This is a genomic window from Xanthomonas sp. BRIP62411, from assembly GCF_003993525.1.
GTDB lineage: Bacteria > Pseudomonadota > Gammaproteobacteria > Xanthomonadales > Xanthomonadaceae > Xanthomonas > Xanthomonas euroxanthea.
The window spans coordinates 11,768-33,095 of sequence record NZ_QEZI01000040.1 but is presented as its reverse complement, the minus strand read 5'-3'; the positions used below and the strand labels follow the sequence as shown (position 1 = coordinate 33,095).

The following is a 21,328-nucleotide window of genomic DNA, read 5'->3' as shown; positions in this document are numbered from 1 at the left end:
CCCCTGATCCCGGCAAGCCGCGCCGCCCCGGCCACCCGCGTGCCCCGCAACACTGCACCGTCGGCTACGGCTACTACCCCGACAGCCATCAACGCATTCCCACGCTGCGCCTACGCGGCCGCTGGCTGGAACAACTGGGCTTCACCATCGGCAGCAAACTCCACATCCGCATGCGCAACGGCGAGCTGGTCGTCACCGTGGCGGATGATGGCGAGAAGGCGACAGACAAGGCAGCCAACAATTGACGGTAGGCACCGACTCGACGAGCATCATGCGGACGCTGGCTGCACACCAGCTTGCGTAGCGCTGTGCTGGTCGCTCCCTACCGATCCGAGCGTCTTGGTGATGCATGGGGATTTCGCCGATAAGGACGACATCCAAGAGCTTTGCAATACGTCACATCCCTCTAGCTGTCGGTGCTAGCGGGACTGCTTTACCGGTCAGCAGATCAGAAAGGTTAGAAAATTTGATAGGAATGGAAACCATGAGCTCGGAAATTTACGAAAAGACAAACGCGGCGCGTGACGAGTTGTTTGGATCTCTGGGAAAGGTCGATCCTGATGTCATCGCGCATGCTATAAACCCGGCCTTTATGGGCGGGCCCAGTTGGCCTGCACTGAGGCAGGCATTCAGCGTCATCCGCACAAGCGACAGCATTAGGGTGGCAAGCAACGGTCTTTCAGACCCGTTCGATGATGTTGAAGAGCCGAACAACGGCTATAGGTTGGAAATCATCGCGGAGACAAAAGAGAAGTTGACTGGCGACATTGCAGGTTCATGGCTTTTCAAGTTGGTCTACGCACTCTCCCAGCAAGCCGCATGCAGCGGGCAGATCGCCGACTTTATCGAAAGACACGGCGTCATCACGATGGAGCTTTTCGCTCAAGATTGCGGCTTGGAGGAATTCCAGAACGAACACGGCATGGTGGGCGTCATGATTGGGGTTGAGCACCCTGAGCTCCCGAAGAAGATCCAATTTCCAGCGGAAGACGTGTTCCTTGCAGCTGTGCAGATCTTGAAGCCTGACGAACTGGCCTACGTCGTCGAGAAGCGTGCGGAAGGACGCAGCCATTTACACAGCCTGATGAAGTCGTCGGGCCAGTACCATTTCGTCAGCCCTGGCCGTGGGTCATTGCTGGAACATGGCGCAAAGCCGAGCAAGAAGTGGTGGAACTACTTTAGAAAGGATTAGTGGGCACGCACCGAGCTAATCCATAATATTTTCGGTAATGATCGCCTTATGTCGCGCGTGGGATTCCAAGCGCGAGCCTGATAGCATCACCAAGTTCCTGGCCGCGCATGCGTCAACGCAGAAGTAGGCCTGGTAGTTCGTCCAAGCCGACGCCGCGTCGCGGTGCGGGTTAATTCAGACATTGGAGTCCAATGGGAGCACTAGAGTATTCCGTAGCAACACTCCGATTCTTTGGAGACGATCTGGTGCCCGACGAGATCAGCGCGCTGCTTTCGGGCAGCCCAACGGCCTCCAGGCATAAGGGGCAAGAACTTAAGTTGAAGAACGGCGCAGTGCGCATTGCCAAGACTGGCAGCTGGAGACTGACTTCAACGCAACGCGAGCCTGAGGATCTTGAGGCACAAATTTTCGAAATCCTGGACCAGCTCACCCAAGACTTGACTGTGTGGGAACACTTGAGCAATCGCTATGAGCCTGACCTGTTCTGCGGCATCTTCATGGCTGGGAGGAATGACGGTTTAGCACTTTCCACTAAAGCCCTGTTGGCGCTTGGACAAAGAGGCATTTCCTTAGGCTTGGATATCTATGACCCAACCCGCTAGAGATCCAATGTCGCATCAGAAAATTCTTTCAAGGCAAACCTTCCTTGGGGGGCGGCTGACCTCAAACGCCCGTTGTGTGCCACGGTGCCGCCGCTCACCCACGTGCTCCGCAACACTGCACCATCGGCCAGGGCTATTACTTCATCGGCAACCAACGCATCCCCGCCCTGCGCCTACGCGGCCGCTGGCTGGAACAACTTGGCTCCACCATCGGCAGTAAGCTCCCTATCCGCCTGCGCAACGGCTATCTGATCGTCACCGTAGCACCTGCAGAGTGATCAACCCGCCGCATCCCGCACTCCGCGCGTGCACCCCGCAGTTGGAGAACTCGCATGGTGAATGACACCCTGGCCGGCATCCTTGGCACATTCCCGCACTTCGGCAGCAAATGGATGCCGCTGCCGGTCGAACGCGCGACCAACACCTGCACCGCCTGGCATCGACGCAGCGCCTCAGGCACAACCGCCACTACACGCACGCCGTACGTCGCACATCCGCGCGCCGCAGTTATGCGCGGCTACACCCGCGTACGCCACACCACGCGTTGGCGCGTACGCGAAGAGCCGGCAGCGGGCAGGGCGCGTTTCGACCAGGCCATCGGCCTGTTGCATGCCGACCTGCTCGCCTACATGCGCCGGCGCCTGCGTGACCGCGACATCGCCAACGACCTCACCCAGGAAACGCTGCTCCGCCTGCTGGCCTACCGCGACGCACCCGACATCGCCGACTACGCACTGCTGATGTACGGCATCGCCCACAACGTGGTGCTGGAGCATTGGCGCACCCGCCACCGCCGCCACGCCAACGCCCACGTCGCACTGGACCTGATCTCACCATTGGCCGAAGACGGCGCCCACGTCGACCAGATTGCCGATGCCCGCCGCATCCTGCAGCACCTGCACACCCACACGCTGCCCGCACTACCGCCCAGATGTCGCCAGGCCTTCATCCTCAACCGCATCGACGGCCTCACCTACCCGCAAGTGGCCGCAGCCATGGGCATCTCGATCAAGATGGTGGAAAAGCACATCAGCCGCGCACTGGCCGCGTGCAGGGCCGCTGTGCAGTGATGTGCCCGGGCTGCGTTGCCTGCCGGATGAGAACATCAGGATGCATCCTCGCCGTGTTGAACACGCATGCCGGTGCGCTACGGCCAGCAAACATCGATGCAGACAAAAAACCCTGCCGAGGCAGGGTTCGATGCATCAGTAACCGGATCCATAAGGGTTGACGGCGTCGGCCCTGGATGGTTCGTAGGTTGGCTGTGGTGCTGGCTGGCGATACGTGTTCTGTTCTTTATACGGATCGACAGTTCCAAGTTTTCCGGTGTATGGATTCATATTCCCACGTGTCGAATAATTGTCGAGCGTTGTGCTGTTGGCCTCGCTGCGATAGTGAGGTTGCACATAAGTGCCGTCAGCGCGCTGATAACCATTGACACGGGTCTGCGCGCACACTGAAGCGGAGGCGAGAGCTACCACGATCGCCAAAACGATCTTTGCCTTTTTCATGGATGTTTCCTCGTAACGACTTGATGGACTATGCGTGGCCGCAGAAGACGAACGGCATGAGGGCAGGTCTGGCCCGAGTGCGGCGGCCAGCTTTGCCTATCGGCTTCACTGCGCTCCAGCTCGGTAGTCGGTAACCATTGCCTTGGTCACGTCCTTTGGGTAGCACAACGGGGCGTAGCCACCGCCACGGCTATATGCGCTTCTACCGCCGCAGCTGCTGCCATTGCGTGCCGCGTTGTACGGGCAGGGGCAGTTGCCGGGATATGCATCGATCGATTGTTGAATCAGCAGCGTCTTGATGTTGGCATCAGACAACGCTGTGGAAGGCCCTTTGGCAAGCGCGTGTGGCGCAAATGCCATCGCCAACGCAAGCAAGCAGAACTGCAGTCGCATGGGTTCGTCCTAATGTCGCACGTTAGGTGCGCAACAGAGCATGCAAGCCCTGTTCCCCGCGTCTTATCGAGTTCGCTCTCACATGCGCTATAAATGGGCATGCCCGCCTTCTGCCATTATTTCTACGCCAATCCCGAGCGGGATATCGGCAGGCTACTGTCCGAGGTAGGGACGTTGGCTGATGCACTCAACAGCGCGAAGCGCTTATACCCCCAGGTCGTTGCTTCCTGAAAATACGTTCAAGCCAAACCCGCATTCGCGAATGTCCTCACGCAGCTGCTGACGCAGCGGGCGTGCGGGGCTGCCGAGTGTCACCGCACAGATAGAGCCGCCTCTCATTGGTCTTGGCCGGACCTCAAACCAATCTGAAGACGCTCGCTTCTCCATTCCTTGTGTCGTACGCCACTAATGCCTCCTGGAAGGCATCAGCGCTGCAAACGAGGTCACCGTCACTGCTCCAGATGGCAGACTGACCCGCTCCTAGGAAGGTGTCGGCGGGGCCTATACAGTTCGCCATCAAGACAGTCATGGAATGCGTTTTTGCAATCGTCGGATAATGGCTATAGGCCGATGTCACGCCTCTCTCGGATTTGGCCACGCTTGCCAGGTACACGCCAGCACCTGACGTTGCAGCTTGTTCCGCATGGCTTGCCTGCAGTGACTCGTAGCAAATGGCAGGCGCCAACACCTGATCTGCGTGTCTGAGAACAAGCTGCTCATCACCGCCGGTGAAGAAGGGTAACTCGTCGGGGTGTAACTGCTGCTTGGAGTAGGTGGTGCGTGGCAACACTGGTTGGAAGCAGAGCATGCTGATTTCGATGCCTTTCGCCCCCTTCGTGGGCGCGCCAACGGCGATGAGCATGCCGTGCCGGTCACTTGCTACCTGAAATTGATCAAAGCGCTGATCAGCCGGCTGCACCGCCAGCGCCTGCGCCAATCCGGGTTCGTAACCAGTGAGGGAAAGCTCGGGAAAGACCAGCACATCCGCACCCTTGCTCGCCGCCAGGCGAATGACATCGAGGTGCTTACTGATGTTCTCTTCGATTTGGCCAGGCGTCGAAAGGATTTGCGCGGCTGTCAGCTTCATTGCCTGTCTCGTGTCCACGTAATGGGGTTGAGCGTAGCGGATTCCAACAGACTGGTAACCAGCGTGCGCTTGAATTCCGCATATGCTGCTCGCACGCTCGTGCCCTCAAAAGCGGAGCATCTTGGCCCGTCCTTGTCTTCATCAACGGCATAGAGCAAATGTATAGCGTGGGTTTTTACCAATCTTCTCCGACTTGCTTCTTTGGAAAAAATGGCACAACGCGCTGAGGGATGTACTCATTTATTGAGCACCTCGGTTGTCCACACCTGGTCGTAGTCGGCATTGTGTGACTTGGTGAATCCGTTGGCATCACTGCGTCCATCGTCGACTTTCTGGCCATCCTTGTAGATCACGTAATGGCGCCCGCCGGCAGCCTGGTCGCCGTGGTAATGCAGCTGCATCCGGTACACCAGCCTGCTCTCTTCTCCTGCTGGCGTCGCGTGCTGCTGTCCACCGCTGCTGGCGAGTTGCTGTATCTGCAACAGCGGTGTGGTCTGCTGCGGATGGGCCACAACCCAGCTTCTGAACTTGGCTTGGTCCTGCGCTGACGCCTGCCCGGACGCTGGCCAGATGTAGAGAAACGTTGCCGGCGTACCGGGTGCCGTACTGGCCGCCGGGAGGTGCCACTCGTAGACCTGTTGCTTGCCACCGGCTGTCGTCATCTCAAGCAGGCGGGCACTGGCTTGCAATGGGTTGCTGGCGGCGACCGGCAGTTCACTGATCGGCGCGAGGCTGGAGTTCGGTATGGCGCCCGCCAGTGCAAGCAGCAGGTCGCGCTGGTTTGTCACTTCCTGCGCGTTCAACGATAGCGAGCGCAGGTAGCGCGAACGCAGGCTGAAACGGTAGCGCGTTCCCTGCAGGGTGAATTCTCCCTCGACCCTGGAGGCTTCGTGCCAGTCGTGCCCAGGTGCCAGATTGACAGCGCCGTGCATGACGCAAAACCCCTGCCGGGATTGCGCCGCTTGCGGAAAGGCCGATACGCTGCTGGTGATCGAGGCCAGGATGTCCTTGGCACGCCGTTCGGTGATGTCCTGCAGGCGGCTGATGGCCGTCTTCTGGAAGCGAAAGGTCGTGCCATCGCGATGGGCGAAGCCGGTGACCTGCACGACATTCGGGTCGAGCGGCAGCGCATCTTCCTCGTGTACGACGATGACCCTGCCATCGTCCTGTGCCAGCGTTTCCACGGGCTTGATCAGTTGGCGCACCCGGCCATCGCTGGCCGGTGCTTGCGCGGCCAGCAGGCGCTGCGCATAGCTGGTCGCGTCCTCGCGGTAGGTATCGATGTCGCCCCAGTAAAACTGCGCGGAACTTCCCAGAAAATGCAGTGGCATGTTGGACGTCACGGCAAGCCGCCCGATGCAGTAATTTGCGTTGGCGGTAGTGTCCACCGATGGCGGCAGCGTGTTGGTAGTGGTGTTCGTGCTGCAAGCGGCAAGCAAGGCCACGGAAAGAAACAGAAGTGCGCGCAGCGGGCGTGGGGCGGGACGTCTCAACGCAATTCCTTCAAAACAGCAATCGGCAATGATAGATGACGCCGGTCCACGTGGTGCGCCACCGCTGGCCAGGTGATCTGGTGCTTCCTGCTGCTTCCGTGCATTGGCCGATTGCGGGGTCGAGCGAGCCGCATCCGTTCTGGTCGGTGCAGGCCAACGGAAACCGCACTGCGCCACCTCGCATCGGCTTTTATGCCGTAGTGATAGTGATGGCGTGCCTGCTTCCGTTGGCTGGGGCGTGTGGGGGCTGCGTTGGGAGGGGCCAGTGCTCGGAGGTCGCACACCCATGTGTGCGCCTTCCTCTGCGGGAGTGGCGCACAGGATGCCCGCGCTTGCTATGGCTTCTTTCGATACACCCCACCAAAGGACACGTTCATTCCGCCGCATTCCAGGTTGTCGTCGGCCAGCAGCATGTCGCCCAGCAATTGCAGGCGCACCTTGCACGTGTTCTCGTTGACCTCGACGCGGTTGCCTTCTGGATAGCCGCGCGCGGTGACCGAACCGGTGTGCGGACCGCCCGGCGTCTGTTCCGGATCGGGATAGGCGCTGGGCCAGTACGCATCGCCGTTGACGGTGATGCTGCCGTCTGCGTTGGTGGTCAATTGCAGCGTGTTGTCGCCATAGTGCCAGTGGCCGTTCCACGCCTGCGGTGTGGGCGTGGCTGCGCTTGGTTGCATCTGCAGGCTGGACTGTGCAACCCAACCGGCGGTGCCGCCGCCCTTGTTGGGATAGAGCACGCAGACATAGGCATTGCGGCGCTGCGCCGTCAGGACGATATCGTTCTTGACCACGTAGGCGCGCTCCTGGCATGCGGCCCCGCCCGTGTCCGGGCAGCCATCGGTGTCCTTGAGCAGGTACAGGCGCGGCGGGATGACCTTGCCGAGGGAGAACGCCACCGGTGCGCTGGTGAACAACCCATTGCGGCAGGTGGCATCGTCGCCGGCAGGTGCGGCGTGGACCAACGGCGAAACGCCCAACAGGGCAAGCATCCAGGCCTTATGCATGGCAATCACTCCAAATGTGGCGCGGTAGTGTGCGGCAAACCGCGCCGTCTTTCAGCAGGAAAGTGTCACCACACGCCACGCATGCCCAGCCGCGCTGGCCCACGTGCAGTTCCACGCCCGTGCGCAAGCGCGTGCCGCCGCGTGCAGTGCGGTGCATGGTGCGGCGTTGTGTCTTCGCCCTGCAGCCCATGCTTGTGTCTGATTACCCCAGTGGACGTGTATGAGCCCTCTTCACCTGGGGAGCGCGATGCTGCTGTCTTCAATCGAAAGGGAGTGGAGCATGAAACAATCACTGTTGGTCCTGTCCATGGTCGCGGCGCTGGCGCTCGCTGGCTGCAAGCCTGATGCCGACAAGGAGGCCGCAGCGCCTGCCGCGTCCACCGAGCCGACGCCGACCGGTGGCGCGGCGACCCCGACCACGCCGCCTGTCGGCGAAGCCAGCCCGGCGCCGGAAGGCGCGGCGCGCGCGAGCTCCGGAGACGACATCGCCCTGGGCCTGCTCGGGGCGGTGAACAACCACGAGATCGCCGCAGCGAAGCAGGCGCAGGACAAGAAGGTCACCGGCGCGGTGCTCGAGTACGCGAAGATGATGGAGAAAGAACACACCGAGAACCTGGAAAAGACCAAGGCGCTGGGGACGCTGGCCGAAACCCCGGACGTCAAGAAGCTGGAGAGCAAGGGCGAGCAGGACCTGTCCACGCTGGGCCAGAAGTCCGGCAAGGACTACGCGGCGGCCTACATCGATGCAATGATCGCCGGGCACAAGGATGCGCTGCAGCTGATCCAGACGCAGATGATGACGGTGGCGTCGACCGAGCCGGTCAAGCAGCACCTGACCGAGACCAAGACGCACGTCGAGCAGCACCTGGCGAAGGCGGAAGCCATCAAGAAGGCGATGTGAGCGTGGGCGTGGCAGGCCGCTGGTCTGCCACGCCTGGTTTGCAAGCGGCAAGGGAGCGACGTCGCCGTTTCCGAGCTTCAGGGACCCGAAAAGGGAATCAGGGAAACAGCGATTCCTCCCACAACTGCCAACAGCGCCAGCACGCTAAGAATTATCGAATACAGACGCCTGGAAAAATTGGGGCGGCGCCGGATGGCCCGAAGAATGGCGATCGGAATTAATGCATAGCCCGCACAAAGGGCAATGAAGTACCAGTTGACCTGATAGGAGGAGCCCTTGCCCAGCGTGTTTCCGACTTGAAACAAGACCACTCCACCAACAAGCGACAGGAAAGAGCGGAGCGCAAATGCATTGGTGGTTCTTGTTTGAATGCTCATATCTTCACATCTCTACAATCTGGAACGTTGCCACAGCTGGGTGCCTTATCAATGCGATCTCCTCTTAACGCATCCATTGAACGTGATTGCTTCAGTACCAGTGTCATTGCCACGTTGCAATGACGTCAACGCGCTGCGGTGCCACCACCCGGCAAAATCAGCGATGGCCACTAACCAGTGCTTTCCCGCACTGTTTACATCATCGGACCCGCCGTAATCGCCGAAGAGCGGGCTCGGGTTCACTTGATACGCGTGCCCGGACGTTGATCGAACGTTCTCTAGCGATGCGTTCGAGCCGACGTTGCGTTGCCGTAAACGCGATGGCAACCGGCTTTCCGCTCAGCGGCACCGATCAAAGGTTCTGACGCGCGTTTGCTCTGCAATGATCAGGCGATCTTCCATCTCGCTCAGGATGAAGACTGCAGGAACGTCCTTCTTCGGCGCGTTGGCAGACGCGGTGATGATGCGCCATGTCCATGGTGTGCGTGCCAGCAGGGTGACCCCGTTGGGCCAGAGGTCTTCGCCCTTGCCGGTCATGTCATCCCAGCCGAACTGGATGAGGTGTTTGGGGTCCGCTGTCTCGGCGTTGCGGCAGGCGATCCCTGAGGTGACCCAGGCGCCTCGTAGCGGCTCAGGGAAATGGGCCTTGGGGACATGTGGTTCGTAGCTGCCAGCGCCGGTAATGCGCGCCAGGGCGCCTGGCTTCCAGGTGTAAGCCCAGCTGTAGCTGCCGGGGGCGGGACAGCGCTGCGATCCGTCCGGATTGGGTTGTTCCCGTTTGCAGATTGGGGAGTTTTCCTGCACGAGGAACACGACCTCGATGCGATTGCCTTGGACTGCAAGGCGCATCACTTCGCCAGGAATCTGCTCGCTGGCGTCTGGCGTATAACCGGTCCTGCGTGCCCTGATTTCCCATGCGTCGATTGGAGCGCTGACGTTGGGTGCCTTTCCGGGTGAGTACTTGCGCGATACATCGATGCTGTTGGGGCAGTCGGAAGTGGAACCCGAGCAGTACGAAGAACTCAGATAGACGATCTCATCGACTCCATCCTTGTCCAGGTCGACAACCTGCACGAAGCCGGCGTAGTCCTCCTTGACGATATCGTCGTTGACGCTGACATCTTGCCAGAGCCCTACGATCTCTCCGGCGCGGCTCGGGCTCAGCCTCTGATCCTTTGCCGTTGCAACCGTGGCGATGGCCAATAGTGCCGCCATGACGTAGCTCCGCATCCTTGCGCTCCTTGCAGGTTGAGGCCCTAGCCTACAACGCTTGGGCGTTGGCCAGTGCTGCTTGAGCCCTCATCACTGCCGCGCTTGTTTGATTTTCGTCAATTCCACCGACACATGAAATTCGCAGCCGGGGTGCTTGACTGCATGGGTCAAGAATCGTTGCGGAGTTGCGCATGAGTGCAGTCACGGTGGGAAGGGTCGACCAGGGATCGGGTAGAGATGGGTCGATCCGGACGGGAGTTGGACTGGTGCGTCGTGAACGAGCGCCGGCGGATGTGCGGGGCGGGTCGGCCTGCATCGCTTTCTTTGTCACGGCGCGCGTATGCGCCGTGGTCGGCTGAGGGGGCGCCATGCGGATCTGTGTTCTCAACGAGGCAACCGGGGACCACGCCGGGCTGGAGCAGCGCTGCAGGTCGGCGCGCGAGGCGGGCTTTGATCATGTGGTGCTCGCCCCGCCGTTTGCGCGCGACGCCCAGGGCCGGCTGAGTGAGGTGGCCGGTGCCAGCGAGGCAGACGCGCAGCGCCTGCGCGAGGTGGTGCAGGCCGCGCACCGCGCCGGCGTGAAGCTGCTGCTCGACGTGCGCCTGGACGAAGTGGGTGGCGACAGCGCGGTGGTACGCGACAACCCGCAATGGTTCCGTGCGCGCAGCACGGCGGTGCCGGACCCGCGTCAGCCGCGCGCCACGCCCGAAGTGGCCGAGGCACGCTTCACCTATGCGCAGGAAGGTGCGGCGCTGGTGGAGTGGTGGAGCGCGCGCCTGCTGGAGTGGGCATCGCAAGGCGTGGCCGGCTTCCGCCTGTTGCAGCCGCAGCAGGTGCCGGCGCAGCGCTGGCGCGAGCTGATCGCACGCGTGCATGCGCAGGCACCCGAGGTGGTGTTTGCGGCCTGGACGCCGGGCCTGGGCATCGAGGCCCTGCAGCAGCTGGCCGGTGCCGGTTTCGATGCGGCGTTCTCCTCGCTTGCCTGGTGGGACGGCCGCGGTAGCTGGTTCTTCGACGAAGACACCGCACTGCGCGCATTGGCGTCGCAGGTGGTCGCGGTGATGGGCGCGCCCGAGGGCAAGCCTGCGGCCGCTGCCGGGCAGCACTGGCAGCTGGCCCACGCCCTGGGCGGGGCATGGTTGCTGGACGAGGCACAGCTGGAGACGTTGCCGTTGTCGATCAGGGCGCGCGACGGCGTGCCGCCCAGCAATGCCGGCCTGCGCTTGCGCCCGCTGCTGCGCGAGAGCACCGGCCTGACGGCGGTGGCCATCGAGCCATTGGGCGGCTTGCCGTCGCTGCTGCTGATCAATGGCGATGCCGATCATGTGGTGCCGGTCCCGGCGCCGGATCTGTTGCGCCTGCTTGGCGATGCCGAAGCGCTGGTAGGCGAAGACGGCAGCACGCTCTCCGGTGCGACGCTGGAAGCATTGGAGCCGGGCGAGGTGCGGGTGTACCGCAGCGTGCCGGCGCGGCATGTGCTGGCGGTGCCGCGCATGCGTCCGCGCGCGCAGACCGCGGCCGCCTGGCCGCGTGTGTGCATCGAGTCGGTGACGCCGTCGGTCGATAACGGCCGTTTCCCGGTCAAGCGCACCGTGGGCGACCGCATCTGCGTGGAAGCCGATGCGTTCTGCGACGGGCACGACCGTATCGCGGTGGCGGTGCTGTGGCGCCCGGCCGATGCCAAGACCTGGGCAAGTGCGCCGATGCGTGCGCTGGGCAACGATCGCTGGCGCGCGGAGTTCCCGCTCGAGCGTATCGGCACTTATGAATTCCGCGTCGAAGGCTGGCGCGATGTGTTCGCCACCTTGCATGCGGATCTGGAAAAGAAGCGTGCCGCCAACACGGTGCTGCCGGTGGATGTGCAGGAAGCAGTGGCCGTGGTGCAGGCTGCGCACGCACGCAGCACCGGTGCGTTGGCCGAGCGCCTGCAGGCCATCCTGACCCGCATCGGTGCGCAGAGCGAGCCGCTGCAGCAGCTGGCGATCGTGCTGGAGCCGGATACCGCGCAGGCGATGGCAGCGGCCGACGACAAGCCGTTCCGCTCCGAGACGCCGATGACCTTCCGGGTGGAGTCGGAGCGGCGCGCGGCGCACTTTGCCAGCTGGTACGAATTGTTCCCGCGCTCGCAAAGCGGCGATCCGCAGCGGCACGGCACCTTCGACGATGTGATCAAGCGACTGGCGCATATCCGCGCGATGAACTTCGACGTGCTGTACATGCCGCCGATCCACCCGATTGGCTTGAACAACCGCAAGGGCCGCAACAACTCGGTCACTGCGGTCGATGGCGAGCCGGGCAGCCCGTATGCAATCGGTGCCAGCGATGGCGGGCATACCGAGGTGCATGCCGAGCTCGGCGGACTGGACGGTTTCCGCCGCCTGATCCAGGCCGCGCGTGCGCATGGGCTGGAGGTGGCGCTGGATTTCGCCATCCAGTGCGCGCCGGATCACCCGTGGTTGAAGGAGCACAAGGACTGGTTCACCTGGCGCGCGGATGGCTCGATTCCGTACGCGGAAAACCCGCCGAAGAAATACCAGGACATCGTCAACGTCGATTTCTACGCCAGCGGTGCGGTGCCGGACCTGTGGAACACGCTGCGCGATGCGGTGCTGTTCTGGGTCAACGAGGGGGTGACGCTGTTCCGCGTCGACAACCCGCATACCAAGCCGTTCCCGTTCTGGGAATGGCTGATTGCCGACATCCGCGGGCGCCGGCCGGACGTGGTGTTCCTGTCGGAGGCCTTCACCCGGCCGAAGATGATGTACCGGCTGGCCAAGTGCGGCTTCTCGCAGTCCTATACCTACTTCACCTGGCGCAACCACAAGCACGAGCTGCAGGAGTACGTGGAAGAGTTGAACCAGGGCGTGCCACGCGAATGCTTCCGCCCGCATTTCTTCGTCAACACGCCGGACATCAATCCGCTGTTCCTGCAGACCAGCGGGCGCAACGGCCACCTGATCCGCGCCGCGCTGGCAACCACGCTGTCGGGGCTGTGGGGCATGTACCAGGGCTTCGAGCTGTGCGAGGCCACGCCGCTGGCGCCGGGCAAGGAAGAGTATCTGGACTCGGAAAAGTTCCAGCTGCGTGCCTGGCCCGAGCGTGCGCCCGGCGACATCGTCGATGAGATCACCCGCTTCAATCAGCTGCGCCGCATGCATCCGGAACTGCAGTCGCACCTGGGCACGCGCTTCTACCAGGCGCACAACGACCAGGTGCTGTACTTCGGCAAGTTCCTGGATGCCGGCTACCTGTCGCGCAGCCGCAGTATGGTGCTGGTGGCGATCAACCTGGACCCGCAGGCGGGCCAGGACGCGGACATCGAAATTCCACTGTGGGAGTTGGGCCTGCCCGATCACGCCAGTGTCGCGGTGGACGATCTGTGGGACGGCCACCGCTTCACGTGGCAAGGCAAGTATCAGCACATCCGCTTAGAGGCGACGCGGCCGTTCGCGTTATGGCGCATCCGCGCAGGAGAGGTCGCATGAATGCAGTCCCATCGTTACAAGCCGACGCGGAACAGTCCGCGGTGGTGGCAGATCAGCTTTGGTACAAAGACGCGATCATCTATCAGGTGCACGTCAAGTCGTTCTTCGACTCCAACGACGATGGCATCGGCGATTTCCCGGGCCTGATTTCCAAGCTGGATTACATCGCCGAACTCGGCGTTGACACGATCTGGCTGCTGCCGTTCTACCCCAGCCCGCGCCGCGACGACGGCTACGACATCGCCGAATACATGGCGGTGCATCCGGACTACGGCAGCATCGAGGATTTCGAGCAGCTGGTGGCGCAGGCGCATGCACGCGGCATCCGCATCGTCACCGAGTTGGTGATCAACCACACCTCCGACCAGCACCCGTGGTTCCAGCGCGCACGCAATGCGCCGGCCGGCTCGCCTGAGCGCGACTTCTACGTGTGGTCGGACACCGACCAGGAATACGAAGGCACGCGGATCATCTTCTGCGATACCGAAAAGTCCAACTGGACCTGGGACCCGGTGGCCGGTCAGTACTTCTGGCACCGGTTCTATTCGCACCAGCCGGACCTGAACTTCGACAACCCCGCGGTGCTGGAGGCGGTGCTGGAGGTGATGCGCTTCTGGCTGGATCGCGGCGTGGACGGCCTGCGCCTGGATGCGGTGCCCTACCTCATCGAACGCTCCGGCACTTCCAACGAGAACCTGCCGGAAACCCACGCGATCCTGCGCAAGATCCGCGCCACACTGGATGCCGAGTATCCGGACCGTATGCTGCTGGCCGAGGCCAACATGTGGCCGGAAGACACCCAGCAGTACTTCGGCCAGAACGCCGACGAATGCCATATGGCGTTCCACTTCCCGCTGATGCCGCGCATGTACATGGCGATCGCGCGCGAAGACCGCTTCCCGATCACCGACATCATGCGCCAGACCCCGGAAATTCCGGAGAGCTGCCAGTGGGCGATCTTCCTGCGCAACCACGATGAGCTGACGCTGGAAATGGTCACCGATTCGGAGCGCGATTACCTGTGGCAGACCTATGCCGCCGATCGCCGTGCACGCATCAACCTGGGCATCCGGCGCCGGCTGGCGCCGCTGCTGGAGCGCGACCGCCGCCGCATCGAATTGATGACCTCCCTGTTGCTGACCATGCCCGGCACGCCGGTGCTGTACTACGGCGACGAGATCGGCATGGGCGACAACATCCATCTGGGCGACCGCGATGGCGTGCGCACGCCGATGCAGTGGTCGATCGACCGCAATGGCGGCTTCTCGCGCGCCGACCCGGCGCAGCTGGTGCTGCCGCCGGTGATGGACCCGCTGTACGGCTTCCAGGCCGTCAATGTGGAAGCGCAGATCCGCGACCAGCATTCGCTGCTGACCTGGACCCGCCGCGTGCTCAGCGTGCGCAAGCGCTACCAGGCCTTCGGCCGCGGCACCCTGCGCTTCCTGTACCCGGGCAACCGCCGCATGCTGGCCTACCTGCGTTGCTATCAGGACGAGACGGTGCTGTGCGTGGCCAACCTGTCGCACACGCTGCAGGCGGTGGAGCTGGACCTGTCCGAGTTCGAGGGCCGCGTGCCGGTGGACATCATCGGCGGCGGCAGCTTCCCGCCGGTCGGCCGGCTGACCTATCTGCTCACGGTGCCGCCGTTCGGCTTCTACGCGTTCCAGCTGGTCAGCGAAGGCACCTTGCCGGATTGGCATGTGCCCAGTCCGGTGCCGTTGCCGGATTACCGCACGCTGGTGCTGCGCAGCGATACCGACGAGAGCAACGCATTGCTGCCGCATCTGTCCACGCTGGAAGCGGAAATCCTGCCGGCCTGGTTGTCGGCACGCCGCTGGTTCTCGGCCAAGGACCAGGCACTGAAGCATGTGCGCATCTCGCGGCGTACGCCATTGCCCGGCGATGAGCCGATGAGCCTGCTGGAGCTGGACGTGGAGCTGGAAGACGGCCGCCACGAGAGCTACATGCTGCCGATCGGCATCGTGTGGGAGCGCGACCACCCCAGCACGCTGGCCGAGCAGCTGGCGCTGGCGCGTGTGCGCCAGGGCCGCGAGGTGGGGTATCTCACCGATGCCTTCGCACTCAAGCCGATGGTGCGCGGGGTGATCGACGCCTTGCGCGACAACGCCGCGCTGGACTTCTGCGATGGCGACGATGCCTCGCAGCAGGGCCAGGTGCGCTTCGAGGCGACCCCGGCGCTGGCCACGCTGGACATTCCGCAGGATCCGGATATCCGCTGGCTGTCGGCCGAGCAGAGCAACAGCTCGCTGGTGGTTGCCGACAAGGCGGTGTTCAAGCTGCTGCGGCACGTGGCCAATGGTGCCAACCCGGAGATCGAGATCGGCCGTCGCCTGACCGAGATGGGCTATGCCAATGCCGCGCCCTTGCTGGGCAGCGTCAGCCGCATCGACACGCAGGGCACCATCACCACGATCGCGCTGCTGCAGGGCTTCATCCGCAACCAGGGCGATGCCTGGCGCTGGACGCTGGACCATCTGGCGCGCAGCTTCGACGAGTACGCCACTGCGCAGACCGACGAATCGCGCGCCGAAGCCATCGCCGGGTACGACGCCTTCGCCGCGGTGGTCGGCAAGCGCCTGGCCGAGCTGCACGAAGCCTTGTCACGCGACACCGACGATGCCGACTTCGCCCCGCAGCGCATCGACCTGCCGACCGCCAACGATGTGGTGGCCGGCGTCGCCCGCCAGGTCGAGGAGATGTGGGACACGGTCACCACGCGTCTGGCCGGCACCGATGACGCCACCGAACGCGAAGCGCTGCAGGCGGTGCTGGCCGAGCGCCCGCAGCTGGATGCCTTGCTCGCCCAGGCGCCGAGCGTGCTGGCCGATTCCCTGCTGACCCGCGTGCACGGCGACTTCCACCTGGGCCAGATCCTGGTGGCCTTCGACGATGTGGTGCTGATCGACTTCGAAGGCGAGCCGGCCAAGCCGCTGTCCGAACGGCGCGCCAAGGCCAGCCCGCTGCGCGATGTGGCCGGCTTCCTGCGCTCGCTCGACTACGCCAGCGAAGTGTCGGCACGTGGCGAGGAAGGCACCGCCGCACGCGCGGGCGTGGGCGTGGACACGCATCTGGACGAGTTCCTGGTGCAGTTCCGCCGCCGTTCCACACAGGCGTTTCTGGATGCGTACCATGCCGTGCTCGATGCCAGCACGCACCCGTGGATCGCACCGGCGGCGTTCAATGCGGCCACCTTGCTGTTCCTGGTGGAGAAGGCCTGTTACGAGGTGCGTTACGAGGCCGCCAACCGCCCTGGCTGGCTGATGGTGCCGATCGAGGGCTTGCGACGCATCCTGCACCGCGCGCGCGCTGGTGCGGGAGACACATGATGAGTGGAGTGATGACAGCAGTGACCAATCGATGGGATCCCGGCGCGACCCGCGCCCTGGCCGAGGCACGCCATGGCGATGCATTCGCCATTCTTGGCGCGCACCCGACCGATAGCGGTCGGGTGCTGCGCACCTATCAACCGGGTGCCGACTACGTCAATGCCGTGCTCGACGATGGCCAGATCATCGCGCTGGACGCGGGCCCGGAGCCGGGCCTGTTCGCCGGCGCGTTGCCGGCGCAGGGCGGGTATCGCCTGCGCATCGGCTGGCCCGGCGGCGAGCAGGACACCGCCGACCCGTACGCGTTCGGCCCGCAGCTCAGCGACTTCGACCTGCATCTGATCAGCGAAGGCCATCACCTGCAGCTGGCCGATGCACTCGGCGCCAACGTGATCGAGGTCGATGGCGTACGCGGCACGCGCTTTGCGGTGTGGGCGCCCAATGCCACGCGCGTGGCGGTGGTGGGCGACTTCAACAGCTGGGACGCACGCCGGCATCCGATGCGGCTGCGGCACCAGTCCGGCGTGTGGGAGCTGTTCGTGCCCGACGTCGGCCCGGGGGCGCACTACAAGTACCAGCTGCGCGGCCCGCATGGGAATGAGTTGCCGGCCAAGGCCGACCCGGTGGCGCGGCGTGCCGAGTTGGCGCCGGGCACCGCCTCGATCGTGGCCGACCCCACCCCGCACCAGTGGAGTGATGACGGCTGGATGGCCACGCGCGCGCGCCGTCAGGCGCACGACGCACCGATGAGCATCTACGAGATCCATGCCGGTTCCTGGTTGCGCCAGGAAGGCGTGGACCTGGACTGGGATGGACTGGCCGACCGCTTGATTCCGTACGTGGCGGACATGGGCTTCACCCATGTCGAGCTGATGCCGGTGACCGAGCATCCGTTCGGCGGCTCGTGGGGCTACCAGCCGCTGGGCCTGTTCGCGCCGACTGCGCGCTTCGGTTCGCCGGATGGGTTTGCCCGTTTCGTCGATCGCTGCCACCGCGAAGGCATCGGCGTGATCGTCGACTGGGTGCCGGCGCATTTCCCCACCGACGCCCACGGCCTGGCGCATTTCGACGGCACCGCGCTGTACGAACATGCCGACCCGCGCGAAGGCTTCCACCGCGACTGGAATACGCTGATCTACAACCACGGGCGGCGCGAGGTGTCCGGGTTCCTGATCGCCAGTGCGCTGGAGTTCCTGCAGCGCTTCCACGTCGACGGCCTGCGCGTGGATGCGGTGGCCTCGATGCTGTACCGCGACTACAGCCGCAATGCCGGCGAGTGGGTGCCCAACATCCATGGCGGGCGCGAGAACTACGAGACCATCGCCTTCCTGCGCCGGCTCAACGAGGTGGTGCGCGAGCACACCCCGGGCGCGGTGATGATTGCCGAGGAATCCACCGCATTCCCCGGCGTCACTGCCGATGTGGCGCATGGCGGCCTGGGCTTCCACTACAAGTGGAACATGGGCTGGATGCACGACACCCTGCATTACGCCGCGCTGGATCCGATCTACCGCCGTTACCATCATGGCGAGCTGACCTTCAGCATGGTCTATGCGTATTCGGAGCGCTTCGTGCTGCCGATCTCGCACGACGAAGTGGTGCACGGCAAGGGCTCGTTGCTGGGCCGCATGCCGGGCGACGACTGGCAGCGTTTTGCCAACCTGCGCGCCTACCTGGGCTACATGTTCACCCACCCGGGGCGCAAGTTGCTGTTCATGGGCTGCGAGTTCGGCCAGCCCACCGAGTGGAACCACGACGGCGGCATCCCCTGGCACCTGCTGGACGACCCGCGCCATCGCGGCGTGCAGACCCTGGTGCGTGACTTGAACCGGCTGTATGTCGAATACCCCGCGCTGCACGCGCAGGATGACGATCCGGCCGGGTTTGCGTGGGTGGTGGGCGATGACGCGGCCAACAGCGTGGTCGCGTTCCTGCGCAAGGGCAAGCGCGGCGACGCCCCGGTGCTGGTGGTGATCAACTTCACCCCGATCGTGCAGCACGGTTACCGCATCGGCGTGCCGCAGGGCGGCCAGTGGCGCGAGGTGTTCAACAGCGATGCCGGTATCTATGGCGGCGCGAACCTGGGCAATGGCGGTGTGGTGGGCGCCGAGCAGCAGTCCATGCATGGCCATGCGCAATCCCTGCCGCTGCTGTTGCCGCCGCTGGGCGTCATCGTGCTGACGCCGCAGGGCTGATGCAGCACCCACGGCGCCGGACCGCTGGTCCGGCGCCGTGGCACCTGTTAGATTGCGCGCCGTAGAGTGGTGAGACCGTGTTGCGTGCGCCTGTCGGGCGGCGCAGCTGGATGTCGACCACTGATATCAGGCGGCCCGGGGAGGCTGCCGGGCACAGCCGCCGCCATGCCTTCCGTCGATCTCGTTACGGGAGCGTTGTGCGTGGGTGTTTTGAGTGCTGCTGCTTCTTCGATGCTTGAGTGGCCTGTTCCCGTCGTGCGCAGGGTCGGGCGCGCAGATGCACCCGTGCGGGCTGCGTATTCGGGGTGTGCCGGAGCGCAGGGCGGCGACACGCGGCCTGTGCTTTCGGGCGGCTTGTCGCCCTCTGCTTCGATGCAGGTGCAGGCATGAGCGGCCTGATGACGGCGTGCTATCTGCTCGCCGCTGCGGTCTCGGCGCTGGCGTTCTACCTGGCAACCAGGCATCAACGCCTGTGGCCGCAGCGCCGGCTGTCGGCGCGTGCGCTACGCCTCGGCGCCAGTGCGTTGCTGTTGCTGTCGCTGGGCTGCGCCATCGCTGCATTGGGGACCTGGGCCGGCATCTTCGCCGCAGTGACGGCGTTGATGCTGGTGGCGGTGGCGCTGCCGTACCTGGATGCCTGGCAGCAGGCGCGCGTGCAACGCAGGCAGGTGCGCCATGTGGGCTAGATGGCTGGTTGCCGTGGTGCTGGGGCTGCCGCTTGCGGTGGGCGTGGTCGGCCTGTGCGCCTTGTTGCTGCCGGGGCCGCAGCGGAGCTATACGCTGGCGTGGTTGCTGCTGATGTTTCCGGCATGGATCGGTGCGATGGCCTTGCCGTTCGTGTTTCGTAGCGCATCGCGTGCCTGGGTCGTACTCGGCGGGCTGACGCTGCTGTGCTACCTCACGCTTGCAGGCATCAAGGCCGTGGGCTGGACGGAGCTGGGTGCATGAAAGCAGCGACCTTGCGTGCGTTTCTGTCGGTCCACAGCTGGATGGGCCTGTTGGCCGGCATGGCCTTGTTCATCGCCTTCTATGCCGGTGCCATCACCGTGTTTACTCACCAATTGAGCGGCTGGCAGGCCAACCCGCCTGCCACGCAGCCGGCGCCGGCAGATCCTGTCGCCGCCGCGCAGCGCCTGCTGGATGCGGTGATCGCCCGGCATCCGCAGGTGGCCGACTCCTTCCTGGTGCTGCTGCCCGGCGAGCACGGGCCACTGGCGCGGCTGTACTGGTACGGCCCGCAGGCCGAGGCCAGCGGTGGCATGCGGCAGTACCAACAAGCCGCCGATGGCAGCCTGCTGGAGCTGCCGCAGCGGGTGGGCTTTGCCGACTTTCTCTATGACCTGCACTTCACCGCCGGCCTGCCGCGCGTGTTCGGTACCTACCTGTTCGGGGTGGTGAGCGTGCTGTACGGGCTGGCCCTGGTCAGCGGCGTGGTGCTGTATGCGCCGGTGTTCCTCAAGGACCTGTTCGCGCTGCGCATCGGCGCCAACGTCAAGCGCCTGTGGCAGGACGCGCACAACGTGGTCGGCATGTTGTCGTTGCCGTTCCATGTGATCTTCGCCTGGTCCGGTGCGGTGTTGTGCCTGGGCGTGCTGCTGCTGGCGCCGTTCCAGTTCCTGGTGTTCGACGGCAAGCTGATGCAGATCCTGGAGCCGGACTTCCAGCTCACCCCGCATGTGCAACCGGCCAGGCGTGCGGCGCCGGTGTTGCCGCTGGCGGTGCTGCTGGACAAGGCGCGCGCGGCCAGCCCGGGGTTCGTACCGGAAAGCATCGGGTTTCACGATGCAGGCGATGCCAATGCGCGTGCGGAGGTGTATGGCCATCACGCGCAGCGCCGGCTCAACACCCTCGGTGGCGTGGCGCTGGACGCGGCAACCGGCCAGGTCCTGCGCGTACTCGAACCAAGGACGATGTCACCAGGCACCGCTGCATTGCGCGGGCTGCAAGGGCTGCACTTCGGCAACTTCGGGCAGGCGCCGGTGCAGTGGCTGTATTTCCTGCTCGGGCTGGGCGGCGCGTTCCTGTTCTACAGCGGCAACCTGTTGTGGATCGAGACACGCCGCAAGCGTCGGCTGGTCGATCAACCGCGCCGCACCCACGCGATGGCGCGCCTCACCGTCGGCGTGTGCCTGGGCAGCGTGGCCGGCGTCTCGGCGCTGTTCATCGCCGCGCGCCTGCTGCCGCAAGGACAGGAGCGTCATGTCTATTACGCGGTCTTCGCGGCCGTGCTGGTGTGGGCACTGATCCGCCCCACCGCACGTGGGGCGTACGAGGCGCTGCTGGCCTGCGCAGGCCTGACGGCGCTGATTCCGCTGGCCAGCTGCGTTTCCGCGCGCGGCGTGGTGCTGCCATGGCAGGGCGCCACGGTACTCGGCGTGGACCTGATCGCGCTGGTGTTGGCATGGGCGTACTGGCAACTGGCGCGTGCAAGCAAACGGCGCGGACTGCAGGGCGATCCCAACAGCGTCTGGGCCTGGAAAGCGCGGACAACACAGTGAGTCGATGCACCGAGTTGATTGATACCCGGCA

Annotated in this window: 19 protein-coding genes; 12 read left to right on the top strand and 7 right to left on the bottom strand. The window is 64.1% G+C overall.

Translation table 11 applies throughout. The features are described from left to right. The 5 genes from EO139_RS21260 to EO139_RS21240 all read left to right on the top strand — a co-directional run. Positions 1–245 (top strand): SymE family type I addiction module toxin (locus EO139_RS21260; RefSeq protein ID WP_164739966.1); only part of this gene is annotated, 245 nt, incomplete at its 5' end. 239 nt (positions 246–484) lie between these two features. Further along, positions 485–1,192 carry a hypothetical protein gene (locus EO139_RS21255; protein WP_241235998.1) on the top strand — a complete coding sequence of 236 codons (708 nt, stop codon included), beginning with the start codon at positions 485–487 and terminating at the stop codon, positions 1,190–1,192. 191 nt (positions 1,193–1,383) lie between these two features. After that, on the top strand, positions 1,384–1,794 hold the full coding sequence (locus tag EO139_RS21250; RefSeq protein ID WP_126972397.1) for a DUF4279 domain-containing protein: 411 nt from the start codon (positions 1,384–1,386) through the stop codon (positions 1,792–1,794). 74 nt (positions 1,795–1,868) lie between these two features. Beyond that, positions 1,869–2,072, top strand: coding sequence for a SymE family type I addiction module toxin (locus EO139_RS21245; RefSeq protein WP_126972395.1), 204 nt, complete (start codon positions 1,869–1,871; stop codon positions 2,070–2,072). Positions 2,073–2,126: 54 nt separating this feature from the next. Next, positions 2,127–2,864 (top strand): RNA polymerase sigma factor, encoded by a 738-nt coding sequence (locus EO139_RS21240; protein WP_241235997.1) that lies wholly within the window; start codon positions 2,127–2,129, stop codon positions 2,862–2,864. Positions 2,865–2,999: 135 nt separating this feature from the next. On the opposite strand, the gene EO139_RS21235 is transcribed toward EO139_RS21240, so the two are convergent. From EO139_RS21235 to EO139_RS21215, 5 genes are all read right to left on the bottom strand, one after another. Further along, positions 3,000–3,305, bottom strand: coding sequence for a hypothetical protein (locus EO139_RS21235; RefSeq protein WP_206515174.1), 306 nt, complete (start codon positions 3,303–3,305; stop codon positions 3,000–3,002). A gap of 105 nt (positions 3,306–3,410) precedes the next feature. Next, positions 3,411–3,698: a hypothetical protein gene (locus EO139_RS21230; protein ID WP_126972393.1), complete on the bottom strand. Its 288-nt coding sequence runs from the start codon at positions 3,696–3,698 to the stop codon at positions 3,411–3,413. 355 nt (positions 3,699–4,053) lie between these two features. Beyond that, positions 4,054–4,785: a carbon-nitrogen hydrolase family protein gene (locus EO139_RS21225; RefSeq protein ID WP_206515173.1), complete on the bottom strand. Its 732-nt coding sequence runs from the start codon at positions 4,783–4,785 to the stop codon at positions 4,054–4,056. 236 nt (positions 4,786–5,021) lie between these two features. Next, positions 5,022–6,278: a hypothetical protein gene (locus tag EO139_RS21220; protein ID WP_241235996.1), complete on the bottom strand. Its 1,257-nt coding sequence runs from the start codon at positions 6,276–6,278 to the stop codon at positions 5,022–5,024. A 335-nt stretch (positions 6,279–6,613) separates the two neighbouring features. Then, the gene (locus tag EO139_RS21215) at positions 6,614–7,282 is read right to left on the bottom strand and encodes a hypothetical protein (RefSeq protein WP_115675585.1); all 669 of its coding nucleotides are present in this window, start codon (positions 7,280–7,282) and stop codon (positions 6,614–6,616) included. 280 nt (positions 7,283–7,562) lie between these two features. Here EO139_RS21215 and EO139_RS21210 point away from each other — a divergent pair, with 280 nt between their 5' ends. Next, positions 7,563–8,183 carry a DUF4142 domain-containing protein gene (locus tag EO139_RS21210; RefSeq protein WP_119130092.1) on the top strand — a complete coding sequence of 207 codons (621 nt, stop codon included), beginning with the start codon at positions 7,563–7,565 and terminating at the stop codon, positions 8,181–8,183. 77 nt (positions 8,184–8,260) lie between these two features. On the opposite strand, the gene EO139_RS21205 is transcribed toward EO139_RS21210, so the two are convergent. After that, the gene (locus EO139_RS21205) at positions 8,261–8,560 is read right to left on the bottom strand and encodes a hypothetical protein (RefSeq protein WP_126972389.1); all 300 of its coding nucleotides are present in this window, start codon (positions 8,558–8,560) and stop codon (positions 8,261–8,263) included. Between the two features lie 339 nt (positions 8,561–8,899). Next, positions 8,900–9,790, bottom strand: coding sequence for a hypothetical protein (locus tag EO139_RS21200; protein ID WP_126972387.1), 891 nt, complete (start codon positions 9,788–9,790; stop codon positions 8,900–8,902). 350 nt (positions 9,791–10,140) lie between these two features. Between EO139_RS21200 and EO139_RS21195 the strand changes: the two genes are divergently transcribed. From EO139_RS21195 to EO139_RS21170, 6 genes are all read left to right on the top strand, one after another. Next, a complete protein-coding gene (locus EO139_RS21195) occupies positions 10,141–13,257 on the top strand; it encodes a maltotransferase domain-containing protein (protein ID WP_126972385.1) in 3,117 nt (1,038 codons plus the stop codon). Further along, the gene (treS, locus tag EO139_RS21190; RefSeq protein ID WP_126972383.1) at positions 13,254–16,604 is read left to right on the top strand and encodes a maltose alpha-D-glucosyltransferase; all 3,351 of its coding nucleotides are present in this window, start codon (positions 13,254–13,256) and stop codon (positions 16,602–16,604) included. Before EO139_RS21195 ends, treS begins: the two co-directional genes overlap by 4 nt. An 11-nt stretch (positions 16,605–16,615) precedes the next feature. Next, positions 16,616–18,799, top strand: coding sequence for a 1,4-alpha-glucan branching protein GlgB (glgB, locus tag EO139_RS21185; RefSeq protein WP_126972381.1), 2,184 nt, complete (start codon positions 16,616–16,618; stop codon positions 18,797–18,799). Between the two features lie 386 nt (positions 18,800–19,185). After that, a complete protein-coding gene (locus tag EO139_RS21180; protein ID WP_104584421.1) occupies positions 19,186–19,485 on the top strand; it encodes a hypothetical protein in 300 nt (99 codons plus the stop codon). Then, positions 19,475–19,747 carry a hypothetical protein gene (locus EO139_RS21175; RefSeq protein ID WP_126972379.1) on the top strand — a complete coding sequence of 91 codons (273 nt, stop codon included), beginning with the start codon at positions 19,475–19,477 and terminating at the stop codon, positions 19,745–19,747. The genes EO139_RS21180 and EO139_RS21175 overlap by 11 nt, the downstream gene beginning before the upstream one ends. Then, positions 19,744–21,297, top strand: a complete 1,554-nt coding sequence (locus tag EO139_RS21170) for a PepSY-associated TM helix domain-containing protein (RefSeq protein WP_126972377.1) — start codon at positions 19,744–19,746, stop codon at positions 21,295–21,297. The genes EO139_RS21175 and EO139_RS21170 overlap by 4 nt, the downstream gene beginning before the upstream one ends. The last annotated feature ends 31 nt before the right edge of the window (positions 21,298–21,328 follow it).

What these genes read in the sequence shown, in the direction of transcription:
- glgB (WP_126972381.1), top strand. Translation starts at nt 16,616, where the DNA reads ATGACAGCAGTGACCAATCGATGGGATCCCGGCGCGACCCGCGCCCTG.
- EO139_RS21235 (WP_206515174.1), bottom strand. Translation starts at nt 3,305, where the DNA reads ATGAAAAAGGCAAAGATCGTTTTGGCGATCGTGGTAGCTCTCGCCTCC.
- EO139_RS21180 (WP_104584421.1), top strand. Translation starts at nt 19,186, where the DNA reads ATGAGCGGCCTGATGACGGCGTGCTATCTGCTCGCCGCTGCGGTCTCG.
- EO139_RS21195 (WP_126972385.1), top strand. Translation starts at nt 10,141, where the DNA reads ATGCGGATCTGTGTTCTCAACGAGGCAACCGGGGACCACGCCGGGCTG.
- EO139_RS21210 (WP_119130092.1), top strand. Translation starts at nt 7,563, where the DNA reads ATGAAACAATCACTGTTGGTCCTGTCCATGGTCGCGGCGCTGGCGCTC.
- EO139_RS21240 (WP_241235997.1), top strand. Translation starts at nt 2,127, where the DNA reads ATGGTGAATGACACCCTGGCCGGCATCCTTGGCACATTCCCGCACTTC.
- EO139_RS21175 (WP_126972379.1), top strand. Translation starts at nt 19,475, where the DNA reads ATGTGGGCTAGATGGCTGGTTGCCGTGGTGCTGGGGCTGCCGCTTGCG.
- EO139_RS21225 (WP_206515173.1), bottom strand. Translation starts at nt 4,785, where the DNA reads ATGAAGCTGACAGCCGCGCAAATCCTTTCGACGCCTGGCCAAATCGAA.
- EO139_RS21170 (WP_126972377.1), top strand. Translation starts at nt 19,744, where the DNA reads ATGAAAGCAGCGACCTTGCGTGCGTTTCTGTCGGTCCACAGCTGGATG.
- treS (WP_126972383.1), top strand. Translation starts at nt 13,254, where the DNA reads ATGAATGCAGTCCCATCGTTACAAGCCGACGCGGAACAGTCCGCGGTG.
- EO139_RS21255 (WP_241235998.1), top strand. Translation starts at nt 485, where the DNA reads ATGAGCTCGGAAATTTACGAAAAGACAAACGCGGCGCGTGACGAGTTG.
- EO139_RS21230 (WP_126972393.1), bottom strand. Translation starts at nt 3,698, where the DNA reads ATGCGACTGCAGTTCTGCTTGCTTGCGTTGGCGATGGCATTTGCGCCA.
- EO139_RS21200 (WP_126972387.1), bottom strand. Translation starts at nt 9,790, where the DNA reads ATGCGGAGCTACGTCATGGCGGCACTATTGGCCATCGCCACGGTTGCA.
- EO139_RS21250 (WP_126972397.1), top strand. Translation starts at nt 1,384, where the DNA reads ATGGGAGCACTAGAGTATTCCGTAGCAACACTCCGATTCTTTGGAGAC.
- EO139_RS21205 (WP_126972389.1), bottom strand. Translation starts at nt 8,560, where the DNA reads ATGAGCATTCAAACAAGAACCACCAATGCATTTGCGCTCCGCTCTTTC.
- EO139_RS21215 (WP_115675585.1), bottom strand. Translation starts at nt 7,282, where the DNA reads ATGCATAAGGCCTGGATGCTTGCCCTGTTGGGCGTTTCGCCGTTGGTC.